Annotated in this window: 16 protein-coding genes; 2 read left to right on the top strand and 14 right to left on the bottom strand. The window is 32.7% G+C overall.

Annotation, left to right across the window (positions count from 1 at the left end; all coding sequences use genetic code 11):
- Position 1: 1 nt before the first annotated feature.
- The 9 genes from FUA22_RS07585 to FUA22_RS07545 form a co-directional block, all read right to left on the bottom strand.
- A complete protein-coding gene (locus FUA22_RS07585) occupies positions 2 to 196 on the bottom strand; it encodes a hypothetical protein (RefSeq protein WP_147767288.1) in 195 nt (64 codons plus the stop codon).
- A 57-nt stretch (positions 197 to 253) separates the two neighbouring features.
- The gene (locus tag FUA22_RS07580; protein ID WP_147767287.1) at positions 254 to 979 is read right to left on the bottom strand and encodes an NAD(P)-dependent oxidoreductase; all 726 of its coding nucleotides are present in this window, start codon (positions 977 to 979) and stop codon (positions 254 to 256) included.
- A gap of 39 nt (positions 980 to 1,018) precedes the next feature.
- The gene (locus tag FUA22_RS07575; protein ID WP_147767286.1) at positions 1,019 to 1,873 is read right to left on the bottom strand and encodes a CPBP family intramembrane glutamic endopeptidase; all 855 of its coding nucleotides are present in this window, start codon (positions 1,871 to 1,873) and stop codon (positions 1,019 to 1,021) included.
- A gap of 65 nt (positions 1,874 to 1,938) precedes the next feature.
- Positions 1,939 to 2,994 (bottom strand): serine hydrolase domain-containing protein, encoded by a 1,056-nt coding sequence (locus FUA22_RS07570; protein ID WP_147767285.1) that lies wholly within the window; start codon positions 2,992 to 2,994, stop codon positions 1,939 to 1,941.
- A gap of 390 nt (positions 2,995 to 3,384) precedes the next feature.
- Positions 3,385 to 4,227, bottom strand: coding sequence for an NmrA family NAD(P)-binding protein (locus tag FUA22_RS07565; protein ID WP_147767284.1), 843 nt, complete (start codon positions 4,225 to 4,227; stop codon positions 3,385 to 3,387).
- 49 nt (positions 4,228 to 4,276) lie between these two features.
- A complete protein-coding gene (locus tag FUA22_RS07560; protein ID WP_147767283.1) occupies positions 4,277 to 4,666 on the bottom strand; it encodes a DUF5367 family protein in 390 nt (129 codons plus the stop codon).
- 90 nt (positions 4,667 to 4,756) lie between these two features.
- Complete coding sequence (locus FUA22_RS07555) at positions 4,757 to 5,611, bottom strand: helix-turn-helix transcriptional regulator (RefSeq protein WP_147767282.1); 855 nt, start codon at positions 5,609 to 5,611, stop codon at positions 4,757 to 4,759.
- Positions 5,612 to 5,831: 220 nt separating this feature from the next.
- Positions 5,832 to 6,989, bottom strand: a complete 1,158-nt coding sequence (locus tag FUA22_RS07550; protein WP_147767281.1) for a DUF7486 family protein — start codon at positions 6,987 to 6,989, stop codon at positions 5,832 to 5,834.
- Positions 6,990 to 7,136: 147 nt separating this feature from the next.
- The gene (locus tag FUA22_RS07545) at positions 7,137 to 8,879 is read right to left on the bottom strand and encodes a chondroitinase-B domain-containing protein (RefSeq protein ID WP_170309868.1); all 1,743 of its coding nucleotides are present in this window, start codon (positions 8,877 to 8,879) and stop codon (positions 7,137 to 7,139) included.
- Between the two features lie 243 nt (positions 8,880 to 9,122).
- Between FUA22_RS07545 and FUA22_RS07540 the strand changes: the two genes are divergently transcribed.
- Positions 9,123 to 11,321 (top strand): amino acid permease, encoded by a 2,199-nt coding sequence (locus FUA22_RS07540; RefSeq protein ID WP_147767279.1) that lies wholly within the window; start codon positions 9,123 to 9,125, stop codon positions 11,319 to 11,321.
- Between the two features lie 23 nt (positions 11,322 to 11,344).
- Here the strand turns inward: FUA22_RS07540 and FUA22_RS07535 are convergent, their stop codons facing one another.
- A complete protein-coding gene (locus FUA22_RS07535; protein ID WP_147767278.1) occupies positions 11,345 to 12,616 on the bottom strand; it encodes a hypothetical protein in 1,272 nt (423 codons plus the stop codon).
- Positions 12,617 to 12,631: 15 nt separating this feature from the next.
- Complete coding sequence (locus FUA22_RS07530; RefSeq protein WP_147767277.1) at positions 12,632 to 14,086, bottom strand: DUF3360 family protein; 1,455 nt, start codon at positions 14,084 to 14,086, stop codon at positions 12,632 to 12,634.
- 278 nt (positions 14,087 to 14,364) lie between these two features.
- Here FUA22_RS07530 and FUA22_RS07525 point away from each other — a divergent pair, with 278 nt between their 5' ends.
- The gene (locus tag FUA22_RS07525) at positions 14,365 to 15,261 is read left to right on the top strand and encodes a M23 family metallopeptidase (RefSeq protein ID WP_147767276.1); all 897 of its coding nucleotides are present in this window, start codon (positions 14,365 to 14,367) and stop codon (positions 15,259 to 15,261) included.
- Between the two features lie 49 nt (positions 15,262 to 15,310).
- Here the strand turns inward: FUA22_RS07525 and FUA22_RS07520 are convergent, their stop codons facing one another.
- From FUA22_RS07520 to FUA22_RS07510, 3 genes are all read right to left on the bottom strand, one after another.
- Positions 15,311 to 15,934: a peptidase associated/transthyretin-like domain-containing protein gene (locus FUA22_RS07520; protein ID WP_147767275.1), complete on the bottom strand. Its 624-nt coding sequence runs from the start codon at positions 15,932 to 15,934 to the stop codon at positions 15,311 to 15,313.
- A gap of 108 nt (positions 15,935 to 16,042) precedes the next feature.
- A complete protein-coding gene (locus tag FUA22_RS07515; protein WP_147767274.1) occupies positions 16,043 to 16,840 on the bottom strand; it encodes an SDR family NAD(P)-dependent oxidoreductase in 798 nt (265 codons plus the stop codon).
- On the bottom strand, positions 16,840 to 17,814 hold the full coding sequence (locus FUA22_RS07510; RefSeq protein WP_147767273.1) for an LLM class oxidoreductase: 975 nt from the start codon (positions 17,812 to 17,814) through the stop codon (positions 16,840 to 16,842). The genes FUA22_RS07515 and FUA22_RS07510 overlap by 1 nt, the downstream gene beginning before the upstream one ends.
- Between the last annotated feature and the right edge of the window lie 6 nt (positions 17,815 to 17,820).

Here is a 17,820-nt window from a genome sequence, read left to right as displayed (position 1 = left end):
ACTATAGGCATGATGTGTTTAATTTTTGGTATTCAGAAAGAGTTACTGTTGGTATGTTTTGTTCATTTTCAATTTTGATACAAGTTAATTCTGGGTTCCTATCTACCCGCAAATCAATTAATCCAGAATTATGACTTACATCAAGCCCGGTAAGCAAATTACTCGAACTATATAAATGTGTCAACCTGTTTTTCATTATATATTTTAAGTTGTTGGATTATAGTTTTAGGAGGCCTGAGTTTTTATTCTTCTGTTATGTTGATTTACTGTAGATTACAGGCATCTGCCCTTTCCATTTAGCCCATAAGTTATCATCAGTAATTAAACTAGCCATAAAATGAGCTACGTTTATCCTACTCACTTTACCTGCGTTAAAAATGGCGCTTCTTGTTGGAGATTGATAAATTTCATATTCAGTCAAATGGTCTTCATTAATTAATCCATCTGGCCGTACGGCAGCCCATTCCAAAAAATCATGGTTTTGACCAATTTGAGTTCTTAAAAAATCTGCTGCTTTTTCATTATCTATATGTGGTGGTAACAACAATCGTAACAATCCAATAACACATTTTTGAGCAAAGGAAATTGGCTCTTTCAAATCACGATTACGATTTCCAGTGGTATTCATTAAAACAAACTTTGTTTTTCTATTACTATTGTTTGCTATTATGGCATTGCACAATCGGCTTGCCGCTTCTGTAACTAGTCGTCGTGGTTTACCATACATGCCCTTAAAGTTTATGTTATGTCCCAGGCATGAAGCTACGGCATCACAATCACTAACAATAGTGCGCATTTCTGCATCACTCAAATCTAAAATACTTGCAGCGATAATTTTTAAACTGTTATTAGTTTTCCATGAATCCGGTAACTTTTCTGGTGATCTTACAATTACTTTTACTTTCTGATTTTGAAGTAAAAGTTGCTCTACTAATTTACTTCCGGTGGTTCCACTTGCTCCTACTACTAATACTGTCATACTGTTATTTAATTGATTGGTTGATGATGTTTTTTATTTCTATAAATGCTCTTTTCTTGCTTTCCTCCAAAATACAATAGCAAAAATACTAGCGACAATTGGAATCATCATACCGTATTCATCTACCCAAAATGTACTAGCTTTGTTGGTTGTTGTTATTGGTGTAAAAACCTTTTGAATGAAAATATTATGTACGGAATGAAATAAAGCTGCTGGCCACAAACTATTAGATTTAATTGTGTAATAGGTCATAATAACAGAAATGGCTACAATCATTATTGTAAACGCAGTAATATGAAAGATTAACTGACCGCTTCCGTTATACATTAACCAAATTATAGGCCAATGCCAAATAGACCAAATGAGTCCGCTTATTATGGATGTACTTCCAAAGGGTAATATTTTTCTAAGTTCAAAAACAAAAAATCCACGCCATCCAATTTCTTCACCTAAAGTTGAACCTATATTTTTAACCACACCAACTATAGCCAGTAGCAAAATCATGGCTAAAATGGTCAAAGAGGTATTAAATCCTGTGAGTCCTAATTCTTGCGACCATTCAGTTATTGTGTTTTGATTTCCTAAATTTCCTAATCCAAACATCCAAATAAATATATAAGAAATAGTGATGTAGCCTATTGGCAACAAGTAAGATAGTTTTAAATACTTAATGTTTTTTAAACTCCAAGGTATACTAGTAATAGAACGTTTTAAAATTTTTAATGTGATAAACGAAGCTATGGCGGGACACATCATTAAAGCACCTATATAAATACTGGTTGGATTTAACTTTAAAATGGCATAGTAACAAATTGAACTAAGTATAGTAAGAATACCTAAGAATAAGACTATTGCTTTCCAGGTTTGATGATTAGCTTTGATTGATCTAGTCATGATTGATTGGTTGTTTTTTAACGACGAGATATTGTAAAACTTGTTACTCTATTACATTCAATAATTTACAAATTATTTGCTTTACGCAAGATTTTAACAACCCGACTATGTGTTATTTGTAACAAATTCCATTGATAGCCTTCAAAATCGGTGGTATTCATAAATTGAATAACAACAGCATCAATATCTTTATGGTATTCTGCCATACATTGGTAACCTGGAGCCAATCCGCCATGATTAAATTCATAAATTGATGAATAGATTTCCATTTCGTCTTCATTAAGTAATGAACCATCATTTAAGGCTCTTAAAAAAATACCAACATCTTCCGCTGTAGCTATCATCATTCCATTATTCTCATTTTTAAAGTCCTTATCAATGCCGACATAATAACCGCTCATAACATCGTCTAGATTAACCTCATCAATGGAGCCATAGGTGTTTTTCAATCCAAGAGGTTTTAAAATTTCTTTTTTGAAATAGTCTTGACGACTGCCTCCTATAACTTGTTCAATGACTCTTGAAAGCAACAAATAATTGGTATTTGAATAACCATGACTTTTGTTTGGCTGGAAGTTTGCCGGTAAATCAAGTGCATATTCTAGTACATCTATATTCGTGTTTGGTTGATTTTTCCAAAAATCTGGATTATCTGTGAAATTAGGAATACCACTACGGTGTTGCACCATCATTCTCAAAGTGATTTTATCAGCATTTTCAATTCTTCCTAATAGCTCAGGAAAGTAATCTGCTACTGTTTTATCTAAAGACAATTGATTATCATTAGCCAACATAGTGATAGCAACTGCTACATATAACTTGTCGATACTTGCAATTTTGAATAAAGCGTTTGGTTTAGCTGGTATTTTTTCTTCTTTATTATGATAACCTGCAGTATAGAATGCTGGTGGTTTACCGGCTTCATCTACATATACAATGACACCATCAAAACCATAACTTAATGTTTGATCAACTTGTTCCTGAACCGAATCTGGTAAAGGTAGTATCCATGCTTTTACCAATATCCATGGCACAAACCATAAGGAAATAATAGTTCCAGCAAATAAAATGATTCTAAAAATCTGTTTTCCTTTACTGGTTTTTGGTTTGGTATTTTCCATAACTATACTGTTGTTCTTAATTTATAGTACAAATATATTTTGGATTCCACTATAAATAAATTGTGAATTACTGAACTGTTATATGTTATGGATGAATTGATTTTAAATTTGTTTTATGAAGCTATACTAATGCCGCTGTTTTCAATTCTTTAAAGAGGATTGTTAAAGACTAAATATATGCATTTTATCTTTTGAAGTATTTCCTTCTAGTTTTCAAGTATAGAGATGTGAGTCTTACAGGTTTTGAGCCACTACTCTATCCTTCAAGAGATAGTTCATGGCTCAAGTTATAATATACAAGAACATTATGATACAAATTTGAATTATAGAATTTAAAAGCAATATTATTAATTGTACCATAATGTTTGTTTTTGATAAATGAAGTTTTAATTATGCCAAGGTTTTAGGGTGCCATACGCCCTTTGCTGAAGTTTCTCTTACATAGTCTAAAAAATCTATTGGCTTTCGGCCTAATACAAGCTCTATATCATTGGTGATTTCAGAATTACTAGGATTACCTAAAACCTCTGAGAACAAGTATTCTATTAGCCATACAAAATCACTTGGAACACCCTGTTGCTTCATCACATTAACGTATGCAGGTAAAGCAATTGGTGTAAAAGCAATATCTCTACCTGTAACCTGCCCAATCTCCGAAATGACATCTTCAAATGTTAGTGCCCTTGGCCCAGTAAGTTGATATATCTTTCCATTATGCTCATTGTTTAATAACGCTGCAACAGCTACTTCGGCAATGTCTTCTGTATCAACGTATGGTACTTTTACATTGGCTTGAGGCAAAGCCACAAATCCTTCAAGAATAGGTTCTAAAAAGAAGCTTTCACTAAAATTTTGATTAAACCAACTAGCACGAACAATAGTGAAATCTAAACCAGAATGGATAACAACTTGCTCACATAGTTCTGCTTCTCTTTCTCCTTTTCCTGATAACAGTACCAGTTTTTTAACACCACATCTTTTGGCTTGTTTGGTAAGTTCTTCTATGGCTTTTAATGCCCCAGGAACCGCTAAATCTGGTTGAAATGTAATGTATACTTTATCTATGTCTGTAAGTGCATTAGACCAAGTTGTTGAATCATCCCAATTGAATGATGGTGTTGCATTACGAGAACCAATTCTTACTTTATGTCCTTTTTCTGTTAATTTTTTAGCTACTTTTCTTCCTGTTTTACCAGTTCCGCCTATTACTAAAACTTTACTTTGATTTTTCATTTTTTAATGTTTTTAATTTTTGAAATATTTCGAATTTGATACTATTTTGTTATTTTTTTTTTGAGTATACACAAGCGTACCAGTACAATGTTGCCACTGCTATAAATTCAAAAGCAATGATCCAGAATCCTAATGATGTAAAAAAGCTATAATGGCTCCCTCCGTTAGGTATAATAAATAATGGAACTGTAATTAAGGCATCTAAGGCTACTGCTGTTAGTAGTAGTGTTTTACCAATTTTTAACCCGTGAGTTTTCGTATCGGTTTTGTAATAGAAATGACAGCCAAACCAAACTAATGGCATAACCACTATAAATAATAACACATTGGCTTGTGTATCGGCATTTTCTAAAATGGATACAGAATAAGAAATTAAATAAAATAGGATGCCAATTATCCAAATGGCAATGCCTAATAAAATTGCGCGTTTTGTTTTCATATCTTTATAAGTTTTAATTACAAGACAAAATTATGCTGAAGACAAATGAATGATTTGTCTGGAAAGGATAAAGATTTGTTCGAAAAGTTGTTACTTAATTTGACTTGGGCGGTAACCAAACTTTTTTTCAAAGGCGTTTGAGAAGGAACTTAAACTATCATAACCTACATGCCATGACGCTTCCTGAACACTCATTTCTTGATTTCTAATCATTTTATGAGCTAAGGTAAGTCGCTCATTTTGAAGGTATTTAAAAACAGGGACTCCAAAAAAAGCTTTAAATTCTTTTTTCAGTTTAAATGTATTTAATCCAATTTCCTTTGAAATTTCATTTAAAGATGGTGGGTTGTCAATGTTTTGTAATAGAATATCTCTAGCTAGAATTAGTTTTTTCCTTTCATAAGTTTTAATTTTTTCAGTTTTAAGAATTGCTAACTGACCAAAAAAATGTGATAACAAGGTGGTGATTTGACTTCTGAAAAACATCATTTTTGTTTTTCCTTCATATTTAATATTGAACAAAGAATCTACTATAATTTGCATTTCTGGCGTCATTATAAAACTAGGGCCTTCTACATAGTTTTTGGAAGGATTGACAAGTTCATTGAGCATTTCTCCAAAAAGTTCACCTTCTTGATTAGGTAGATTATCAATTGTTTTAGTAGAAGTTGCTATAACTAAGCACTGTAATGGTTTAGATGCAGAAACCGCATGTACAAACTTTACTTTATCATCTGCAAAAAAAGAGAGTGCCAAACCTTTAGTGTGGTTAAATACCTTTTCTTCGTTGGTGTATTTTACGGTTAAATCTACATTCCCCTCACCATAAAATGCTACAGCAATTATAGGCTCATCAAAAAAACATGAATCTAGTGTAGGCTCATTTACTTTGGCTTCTTCAACCAAAATGGTAAAATCATTTATTTCTATAATATCTCTAAGCATATACTGTATTACAAATATATAGAATAAAGAATTTTACTGTTTGATTCAATTTTGATATTTAATTTAACTAAAGTGCCACTTACTCCCTATTTATTAAATAGTTTTTCCTTAAATGAAAAAAGAAAGTAATAATAATGAAAAAGCTACCCCAAATCTAGTTCGGGATAGCTTTTAGCTTTTAGCTTTTAATTATATAATATTAGTTTTTGTCTTTAATAGATTATTTAATAGCTTTTAAATGTGCGTAAACAGGATTTCCTTGTACTTTCATTTCTACTTTTCTATCAAAAATCTTAATACCTTTTACCTGATTAAGTGTTCCGTCTGGAGCAAAAGCTTTAACAGCTAATAATTCTCCATTTTCATTTATAGCTTTAACATTAATAATATTACCTGATCTGCTAACGCCTTTAATATCAAGTTTTATATCTTCTTCGGTTATGGCCTTAATATCAAAAATAGTACCGTCTGTTCCAATAGCTTTAATTGGCGCATATTCGTCTTCACTATCCATTATTTTAATTGGTAGTTCAGTTCCATCTACAAAAGCTTTAATATTCATAAAACTATGTTGTTTAGAATCTTGTATTGCTTTTACGTCAAATATATTCCCTTCGGCATCAATAGCTTTTACATCTAGATTTTTACCATCAGTGGTTACCGTTTTGATATTCCAAATTACTTTTTTAAAATTATTCTTAAATACTAGTTTCTTGTTAGCCTCTTTTTCCCTTAGTTTAGGAATTTTAAATTTGTCTTCATTGGCTGATGGATGCATTGCTTTAACATGTGCATGTATACTTAATCCTCTAGAGGTCATTTCTCTATCTTGATGGTTGATTTTTATACCCTTAACATCATTAAGTTTTCCGTCTGGTGAAATAGCTCTTATTGGATATAAAACTCCTTTTTCAGCAACTGCTTTCATAAGAACAACATATCCAAATCTGTGTACGCCTTTAACATCTAGTTGTTCACCTTCTGGAGTTATTGCTTTTAGATCATAAGCAACGCCTTGTTTACTTATAGCTGTTACAGGTGCATACTGATCATTACTAACTAACATCTTAACAGGTAATTTTTCACCACCTATAATAGCTTTTACATCTAAAAAGTTGTCTTGATCAGAATTTTGAATAGCCATAATATCAAAAGATTTACCTTCTTCGTCAAATATTTTAATATCTAAGCTTTTTCCATCTGGTTTAAGCGCTTTTACATTCCAAAAGATTTCGTTAACCTTTTCTACCTCTTCTGTTACGGCCTTATCTGTTTTATCTTTTGAAGCATTATTACAGCCGGATAACAAGAATAAAAAGCCAAGAATAAATATATTATAGCAAATGGTTCTAATGAATGAATGGTTTGAATTTTTCATAATTAAATTAACTTTTGAATTATCTAAAATTAAAAAAAGATGAACCCATTTTTCATGATATTAGTCATAAAAAGGCATTGCTGTATGGATTCTACAACAAGAAGCATTAATAAACTTAGAATATATTTTAGCTTTTAATTAGTTCTGCTAGTTAATAACAAAACGCACGGTGTCTTCAAGAGTTCTTAAAACATAAATACCTGATGATAAATAACTAACATCAATTTTAGTCCTATTCTGTTCTATATGCTGTTGGTGAAGTAGTTTCCCTTGCATATCAAATATCCTAATAGATCCTATATTATCATTGTTTTTTGAAATGGTTAACTCACCATTTGTAGGTATAGGGAATAGTTTAATAGTTTGCTGTTTAAAATTCATATCTCCAACCGACAATGCATTTAAGGCGCCAAAACCTAAAGTAATACCTACATCGGCTACATCATATGGCCCCACAGTACCACCAGCTCCAAATTCTTCTGCACCAGCATCAAAGGCTACTTCTCTATTGCCATATAAAATATCTTTTGTTAAAAAGGAATATGTACCTACTCCCGCATCAATGGCAGCACTTCCTGTTGCTAATCTATAAAAATCACTTCCGCTTGTTAATAGTCCAGAACCTACAGTTTGATTTGAATTTACACCATTGGTTAAATCCCAACTTCCGTTCTGATTAATGTTTCCTTCGTATAATGAACTACCCGTTGGTGCATTAACTTCCTGAAACGCAGATTCACTAGAATTCAACATAATATTGTTAGCAACAATTAAATTCTCTGGAGCAAGCGTTGCACCGCTTAAACTGGTTCCAACTCTTATTGCTAAATCGCAGTTAACAAGCGTATTATTTACAATTTGTACATTTTTAACTTGAAAATATTGATTTAACTCAGAATCCTGTATACCATTCATAACATTTATACCACCTGTTGCACTAGAGCCTGAACCTCCCGGTTTTCTATGATTAACACCTTCAATATAATTGTTGTAAACTTTATGATCTTCACCTATAACCCTAATACCTCCTGAAAAATCATTGTTTTCTGCAAAAAAGAAATTATTAAATACTTCAGAACCATTTCCATGTCTTAAAGTTAAAATACCCTGATAATCCCTAAAAGTGTTATTGTAATATTTATTACTACCACATTTATTCGAGATAATTTCTACTTCACCAGACCAATTATAAAAGAAATTATCATAAACTTCTGTAAATGAATCTGACAGAGATGTGGTACTAACACCTATTCTTATGGCATCTTGATCATTCAATCCATTTATATCATTATTAACTGGTACTCTGTCGGCAAAATAATTATGATGTATTTTAGAATAATCGGGGGTTGAATTATTATGATTATCGTTAATTATACTTCCAACACCATTTTTTCCAATGAAAGAACAGTAACTAACTTCATTATACTCACCGTAGATTATAATCCATTTGAATTTGAGAGTCTCTTGACTAACCGCTCCGTTATATGAATCAATTTTAATATTTCTAACATGACAATTAGTACAATCATTATTACTTGTATCTCTAAACTCTATAATAGGTTCTATTTTATCACCATCAGTAATTAACCCACTAGCATTTTGGAAAACAACACCTTCGAAAATGATATAAGACCCTCCTAAACTTATATTTGATCGCCCTTCAAAAAAAACATTTCCCGGATTTTGAGCTTTAATAATAAAAGGCTGAAGTTCAGTAGCATTTACGTTTATAGTTATTTGTACATCAGTCCAAGTGCCATCCGCTAACTCTATAATTGTTCCTGGAGCAGCACTAGATATGGCATTTTGAAGTTCTGTGTTGTTCGTTACAACTTGTGAGTTTGTATGAATTACAAGTAACAGACATAAAAAGCTAAGGTAATTTTTCATAGAATTATTATTTAATTGGATAACCAAATTGGTTAACCAATTTTCAAATATAGCAAATTCTAAGTAAGTAGCACTTATAAAATTAAAATAACACCAAATCATATTATTGTAATTTGTACAAAAATGGATAGTTGTAATTTCTAAAAAACATTGAATACATTATATCAATAAAAAAGAAATTTATTCCTCATTTAAATAGATAGATAATTAGTAAATTAATACCAATATTCCTATGCTACATTTATGAAAGGAGATTCTTCTAAAAAAATTAAAAAATTCGGAACTTTTGGTGGTGTTTTTACGCCAACTTTACTTACTATACTAGGTGTAATAATGTATTTGCGCTTGGGTTGGGTTGTTGGTAACGCAGGTTTATTAGGCGCATGGCTTATCATTCTAATTTCTTTTTTAATCACCTTATGTACTGCTTTATCTATGTCTGCTATAACAACCAATATACGTATTGGGGCTGGTGGTGCTTACGCCATTGTTTCTCAAGCATTGGGTTTAGAAGTTGGTGGTAGTTTAGGGATTCCTAGATACATTTCACAAGGATTAGCAGTTACCATGTATATTTTTGGTTTTAGGGAAGGCTGGTTAGCTATTTTTCCTGAGCACAATGCTTTTTTAGTAGATATTGTTGTGTTTGTTTCGCTTTTCACCATTGCCTATATAAGCGCAAATTTGGCTATTAAAACTCAATTTATCATTATGGGGGTTATTTTCTTGTCATTTGTTTCAATAATTGTTGCTGCTTATAATGGGTCTATGGAATTACCTTTAAGCGATTCTTTAAGCTGGGGTTCTTTTAAAGGTTCGGTTGAAAATGGTTTTAAGGGTAGTGATTTTTGGATTGTTTTTGCAGTTTTTTTTCCCGCCGCCACAGGTATTATGGCTGGTGCTAATATGTCTGGAGAATTAAAAAACCCAAAGAAAAGTATTCCTAGTGGTACACTTTGGGCCATTGGAGTGAGTTTTGTGATTTATATGTTATTAGCTTTTTGGATCTCCAGAAGCGCTTCTGAAGAGGAACTCCTAACCAATTATTATGTTATGGTAGATAAGGCCTACTTTGGACCATTAATTATTGCTGGTGTTTTAGGTGCTACGTTCTCTTCTGCATTGGCTTCTATTGTCGGGTCTTCTCGTATTCTGTTTGCTATGGGTGAACATCAGGTACTACCCTACTCAAAAATACTATCAGGAACTAGTGATACGGGGCAACCACGTAATGCTATGATAGTTACTGGAATATTGATTTTCCTAACGCTTTTACTGCGCAATATTAATGCCGTGGCACCTTTAGTTACCCTCTTTTTCCTCATAACATATGCCATGATTAATATAGTTGTGATTATAGAACAACGCTTGGGGTTGATAAGTTACCGTCCTATTTTTAAAATTCATAAATGGGTGCCGTGGCTTGGGCTTATTTCTTCCATATTTGCTATGTTTATTATTAACCCATCAATAAGCTTAATCTCATTTGCTATTGTACTTATGGTTTATTGGTACCTATCTCGACAAAACCTTAAGACGCCGTTTGAAGATGTACGTTCTGGAATATTTGTGTCATTTGCAGAATGGGCAGCAAAACACACTTGGGGTATGAAAAAAATGCAACAACGTGCGTGGAAAGCAAATCTTATGGTGCCTGTTAGGGATGTAAATGGTTTAAAAGGTAGTTTTGAGTTTCTTCGGAATATTGCTCGTCCTAAAGGTTCTATTAAATTATTGGGAATTGAACGGTTTACAGAGCATAGCACATTGGCCTTAGAATTGGAAAACATTTCAGCTTCTTTTAGAGAAAAGGGAGTCTTCTCTTCTTCTACAGTTATCAATACAGATCAATTTGCTAATGGCATTAATTACGGAAGTCAGGCATTACAAGGTGCATTTTTTAAACCAAACATTATGTTTTTAAATTTACAAGATCATGATGATTACAACAATGAAATTAAACCGGTAATGAAGGAATCAATGCGTTTAGAAATAGGTATTCTACTTTTTAATTTGCATACCACTGCTTTGTTGGGTCAACGAAATACTATTAACGTTTGGGTGAGCAATAGAAAAGGAAACTGGGAATTAGGTGGTTGGGATATTGGCAATTTAGACCTGTCTCTTTTGATAGCATACAAGTTAAAAATGAATTGGGAAGCCAGTATTCGTATGATTATTGTTGTAGACGATCCCAAAGAAGAAGATAACGCCAAAAATTTCCTAAAAAGATTGAAAAGTCTTGCTAGGTTACCAAAAACCTTAACCGAAGTGCATGTTGGGATATTCGATGAATTTGTACTAAAAGCTCCTTCGGCAGATTTAAATATCTTTGGAATGCAAGAAACCTTACCTTTTGATTTTATTAAAAATATGACTACTAAAACTAACAGTAGCTGTCTATTTGTAAAAGATTCTGGTCACGAAAGTATTTTGGCATAACTGGGTTATAAAACTATTGCCAATTAAAACTTATATGTAACATTTAATAAAAACTTTAAGTTGTTTGCTGCTTCATAGTTTGTAACTAAACCCTTGCTGTTATAACCTGTTATTTCTTCATCTGTTAATCCATCTGGATTTCCTTTATTATAATTAACAGATGAGTATTCTATTTCAGTACCAATAATAGTTGAACCTGAAATAAATATTAATCTAGGTGATATTCGCATCATGTCTTTTACATTTCCCCACCTTCCTGTGTACGTACTAATATCTACATTTTTAGATGCTCCCAAATTCTTAGAATAGCCACCAAAAATACCAGCTATTATCTTTTTGCCGTTTGTATGGATATCTAACCAGGACGTGAAATTGTTGTATGGTGTATATTCAACAATACCTTTATTTATTTGATCTGAGGTATAGGTTTTTTCTACAGCGGCATATCCCCCCATCATGACTAAATTGTCATTATTCTGACCATACATACTATAACTTTTTAAGGTCAACATTGAGGAAGTGACTTTAGCAAAAGCTAGAACGGTATTACTATGTACTTTTTCTTTGGTAATGTAATTGTTTGCCGTTACTATTTCGGGTCTTAATATTTGATGTCCGTAACCCAAACCACCAACAAACTTGTCAGCTTTATACTGTAGTTGAAAATGAAGCTCTGGAACTAAGGAGTTAAATTGAGCATCTGCAGCTCCCTTATTAGTAAAATGGCCATTAGTTAATTGGGTTAAGCTAATTGTAGTTTTCCCTAGTTTATAGGAATATCTAAATTGTGGATTTCTTGCTAGCGGATTAAATGGTGATCCCGCACCAAAAGAAACAGTGCCAGGGTAACAATCTACTACAAATGTAGGATGCCAATATTGACCTACAAGTAATTGAGATTTTTCCCAATCTAGTTTCATGAAGGCATGTCGAAGTCTAAAATTAAATTTAGAATCTGTGTTGACACCCAAAAAGTCGCCTTCAATCATACCGGAAGTTTTGGCTCCAAAGGCATCCGGTCCTGTGATTTTTACTCTAATTCTCGAATTAATTCCTACAAAATTAAATGAAGGTGTATTATTAATATCATTCCCTTCATTATCTAATTCAACAGGTTTAGGCGCCAAAACAAATAAACCTTCTCCCCTTGCCGATATACTTTGACGTGTATTTAAACTAGCATCATTACTTATAAATCCACTAAACTTTAATTTGAATTTAGAGTCCTTCTCTTGCGCCATCAAGAACATTGGAATCAGCAACATTATTGATATAATAATTGTCTTATTACCCATAACTAACATCATTTTTTAGAATATTCCAGGAATACCAGGAAGCTGACCAACTAGGGCAAGTGCCACAATACATACTAAAAACATAACACCTGGAATGATTAATCGTTCTTTCAGCGTTAATTTTTTTGCTCTTTCTCTATCACCAATCAATCCTAAATTATCAAGTAGCATGGTTAATGCCCAACCAAAAACTGGGTTCACAAATGCACAAGCAAAAATACATGTGCCTGCGCTCAATGCGTCATTCTGTTCTTTTACCATTTGCATTCCTGCCTCAAGTAACGGCAGAAATACGCCAACAATTAAGGCTACTCTTAATACAGGCTCCCACATAGCTAAATCCATTGGGTACCCAAAAACAGAAGCTAAAATGCAGAGTATAGCAGTAAGTAATGCACCTCCTGGTATTGGTCTTTTTGCAATAGCCGCTGGAATCATATAAGTACCCCATGACGATGCAATATTACCACCACCTAAGAATGCACCAACCATTTGTCTAATTGATGATACAGTCATAGTATCATCAACATCCATTAGAACATCTTTAGCCTTTTTAGGGTAATTCATTTCTTGAAATACGCGGTGTCCTAAGTAATCTGGTGACCACATGGCTACCGCTAAAATTGCAAACGGAATAACCGCTACGTAATGCCCAAAATCTGGCCAACCTAATTGCCAACCTGTATTTTCTCCCCACCACCAAAGCGGATTCATATGAGGTAACCCAGGTTCTGTGGTAAACTCAAAACCGACGCCCATTACATAAGCAGTAATACCAGCAATTGCAGAACACAAAGGAATTGCTAACCATCTTTTCTTGATCCTTGCTAAATAGGCATATACAAAAACCGTAATTGCAATTACCACAAAAGAAACGGTGCTAGCATTTTCATTAGAAGCCCAAAGTTCAAATTTAGATATTTGCCCAATTAAACCAACGGCTCCTAAATATATAAGTAGTCCTCCACGAACACCTACTCCAGTCAACTCCATTAATTTAGAACCTCCTTTTGTAATACTCAAAAAGAGTCCAAAAACACCAATTAAAATACCTAATGCCAGTGGATGCCCTCCAGCTGCAGCTATGATAGGAATTAAAGGAATCATAGGACCGTGGGTACCTGCTAAATTTGCTCTTGGGTTTAAGATTGCAGAAAAAATAAGCACAAAAATACCACCGGCAATTAGTAATTCATATCTAACATTCTCCGCAACAAACTCAGGAGAAAGCCCAAATTGAACTGCAAATGCCGCCACCATAGCTGTTACCATAACTACTTTTCCTATGGTCGCTGCTAAAGCTGGCACTAAATCTTCAAATTCTACATGGAAATCTCTAAATGGTAAGTGAACTCTCCATCGCTTAAACTTCATACTCAGCAACTCGTGTTCTAAATACTCTTCTCTACTTTCAAATTCTTGTGATTTCTTACGTTTTTCTTTGTAAGAGTTTTGGTTGTTTTCCTCCATTTTTGGTTAGTGATTTTCCGGTTTTAATTCTTTGAATCAACAAAAGTACTTCCCAAAAGAGTTTACAAATATGAGAATTGTCAGGTTAGGGATAATTTTATCCTTTATGAAAAATATAACCACTCTAAAATGGTTTACTACTAAAAAGAATCATCATAAGCTATTCAATATTAATTTCTTAGAGCAAACCATTAAAACTCTAACAATAAGTTAACAATGTTTAGCGTTATTTTTCTTTAAATTCGCAATTCCAAAAATTAAATTCGATTAGTGCATTAATGAGGTTTTTTATTACTGTTTTCTTATTTATTATCTCGTTAAATGCTTTTGGTCAAAGACGAATAAATGAAATATTAGAATTTTCTAAGGCAATCGAGTTAATTGTTAAAGATTCTACTCAAAACAACGTTGTATTTGTAAAACCAGATATAAAATCTGAATATTGGGACCACACAGTTTATAATCCTTATAAAGAAGTAAAACTTCAATTCCCTTTACAAATTCAGTTTGATGATTCAACTTACTTCTCTCCTATTGGAAAACATAAGGTAGTAACATCCCGTTATGGTTGGCGAAGAGGTAGGCCTCATAAAGGTATAGATATTGATCTGATAACTGGAGATAGTATTTTTGCCATGTTTGATGGAGTGGTTAGAATGTCTAGATACACAAGCGGTCATGGTAGAACTGTTGTTGTAAGACATTACAATGGATTAGAAACGGTTTATGCTCATTTATCAAAATATGGCATAAAGGAAAATGATACCGTTGCTAAAGGTGCTTATTTAGGTAAAGGGGGGACTTCTGGTAATGCTAGAGGTAGCCATTTGCATTTGGTTATTAATTATCAAGGTATGTCTATTAATCCTGAATATTTGTTCAGGTTTGATGATAACAACGCTATTAGAGCTAAAGAACTTTGGGTTACGAAAAAATGGACTCAACCGGTATTCCATAATTCTAAAAGACAAAGCCAAATAAAGCCTTTATTGTCTGAACAGGAAGCGATAGCAAGTTTAATTAAACAGCGTTCCATTTATGTGGTGAGGTCGGGGGATACATTATCTAGAATATCTAAAAACAATAATGTTACCGTTGCTTCAATCTGTAAAGTCAATCATATTAGAAGGAACTCTGTTATTAAGATTGGACAGAAATTATTAATAGAAAAATAAAAAGTGTCTTAATAGACACTTTTATTTTATATCATTAAGAGTATTTAATTTAATAAGAATCAATTTCTTTTCCAAGTACAATATCCCTAGTAGCAACCCATAAACCTTCTTTTTTATCCAATTTTAAGATTCTTTGAGGGTCCGTTTCTTCTACTTTTACACGACATTTTCCGGTTAATAAAGGGTCGTCATCAAAAAGAAAGGTTTCAATTTTATATTCGGGCTTATTTGGTTCTTTAACTATAGGGTAAATTTGTTTTAATTCTCTACCGTAAATATAACTACCCGGCACAAAAGTATAGAGAGTGTATTTACCATCAGCATCAGTTCTTACCCATCCTCTGTGATGTACATAGCGTTTTTTGTTTTGTCTCTTTAATTCAAAATTTCCATTTTCATCCGTTTGATGAACAAAAAGCAAAACATTTTTAGCAGGTGTAATACCATCACTTTCATAGATTGTTCCTGTTATTTTAAGCTTATTCTTTTTTGAAGAAAAATCTGGAATAGTATCGGTATTATTCAATTGCTTTTCCGAATAATCATAAATAGGACTTCGCTTTTTAAAATCTTGAGGAATATCTTTTAAAACATCAGATGTTTCTTGTGAAAAAACCGTCCAACAATTTGCTAATATTAAAGCCGTAGCTAAAAAAGCGATTAAATATTTCATGGGACAAAAATTTAATTTGCTTAAAATTAAGTAACTACCCACTTGAAAATGAAAAATAATCGATTGAACAACTAAATTTTACGATAAATAGATGAACGGTAATCTACTTTAATTTATAATACCTTCAGTAAGGGTAATTAAATTACTAATTTTCTCAGTTTCATATGCATCAGGATGCGCTTTTCCAAAACCACCTTTGTCATTGTTAAAATACTGTCCGCTAATTCCATTAAATTCTTCGGATAGAGCTAAGTTATATAGAATTGAAGCCCCTTTATCGGCAGAAGACCAATGATGACCAAAAGCCTCCTTTACCATATTTGTGTTAAGTAATGATCCTGGATTAACGGCAATTACTTGAATGTCTCTATCAGAATTAGCCAAATAGAAACTCCACATAGTTAAGGCCAATTTACTTTGGGCATAAGCTTCATTTTCAAAGACTTGCCTTTTTCCTAATAGTCCATCAATTGAAACAGATGATTGGGCAGCTGAACTTAAATTAATAATTCTGTTTTTATCACTTTTTTTTAATAATGGTAATAACATATTAGTTAAAGTATAAGGAGCTAAATAATTAACCACAAACCTAATATCTAAACCTTTAATAGTTTTATCTATTTTGCTTTTATAAACACCGGCATTGTTAATCAAAACGTCAAGTTTTGGTAATTCTTCACTGATGGCAGCGGCAAGTGCTTTTACTCCTTCTAAATCAGATAAGTCTGCCATAAACCCATCTACAAAATCATTATTTGATAATTCTTTTATTTCTTTGATAACAAGGTTTAACTTCTCAGAATTTCTACCATGTATATAAACGTGATGACCATCTTTTGCTAGCTTGATAGCAGTGAGTTTCCCAATACCATCAGTACTGCCTGTTATTAATATTGTTTTTTTCATTATGCTGTAACTTCTTTTTCGTTAATATGGAAATGAGGTAATACCTTATTGCCTAGTATTTCTAAAGTTTTATCAATGTCTAAATTGTTAAATCTTAAATTTAAGGCTATGTGGTTAACCCCTATGTTTTCAAGTTTTTGAAAATAATCAATCAGAAAATTTGAACCTATTCTAAACCCTAATGGAATAGGCTGAGGTTTATAATCGTCTTCTTCTTGTAAATCTAAATACAAGGGTTGCATGAAAGGTTTATCAAACTCTTGAGAATCTTTGATTAATTTTCTCCATGCATCAATAGTTTGCTTCTGATTATACAAATCTTTCGGGTAAGACATCCAGCCATCTCCATGTTCTACATTCCATTCTAAGGATTGCCGACTACTACCAGTTATTAACATAGGAACCTTTGTCCCTTTTGGCTTTGGTAAAACATCTATATGACTTTTCAGTTCACCATAATTATTTGATTTTATTAATGGGAAACTTTCTTGTGCTTTTCGGATATAATAAAATGATTCGCGGAAGAGTTCTCCTCTATTTTCATAATTTATACCCATGGCTGGATATTCATCCGGTCTATCCCCTGAAGCTATTCCTAAAATAAATCTCCCATTTGATAATTGATCTATGGAAGCAGCACTTTTTGCAACATGAACTGGATGATGCAACGGTAAAGCAATACTACTAACCCCAAGGGCAATATCATTGGTTTGGCCTGCTAAAAAACCTAAATATGTGAATGGGTCGAATAACTGTCCAGCATCACCAAATGAAGGTACATTAAACGGAATATCTCTAACCCATAAGGCTTTAAAACCCAATTGCTCTATCTGTTGAACACGATTTAAGTGATTTTCCATAGTAGGTATTGGACCAAGGCTATAGTTTTCAATAGGAACAACGAGACCAATGCTAAGTCTATTAGGTTTAAAAATCCCGTTATATGCTTTATTTATTGATTCAAATTGTGTCATGTCGCA

The organism is Seonamhaeicola maritimus (assembly GCF_008056315.1).
Classification (GTDB): Bacteria; Bacteroidota; Bacteroidia; order Flavobacteriales; family Flavobacteriaceae; genus Seonamhaeicola; species Seonamhaeicola maritimus.
Note: the sequence above shows the minus strand (reverse complement) of the source record. Positions and strands in the feature narration are given on the sequence as shown.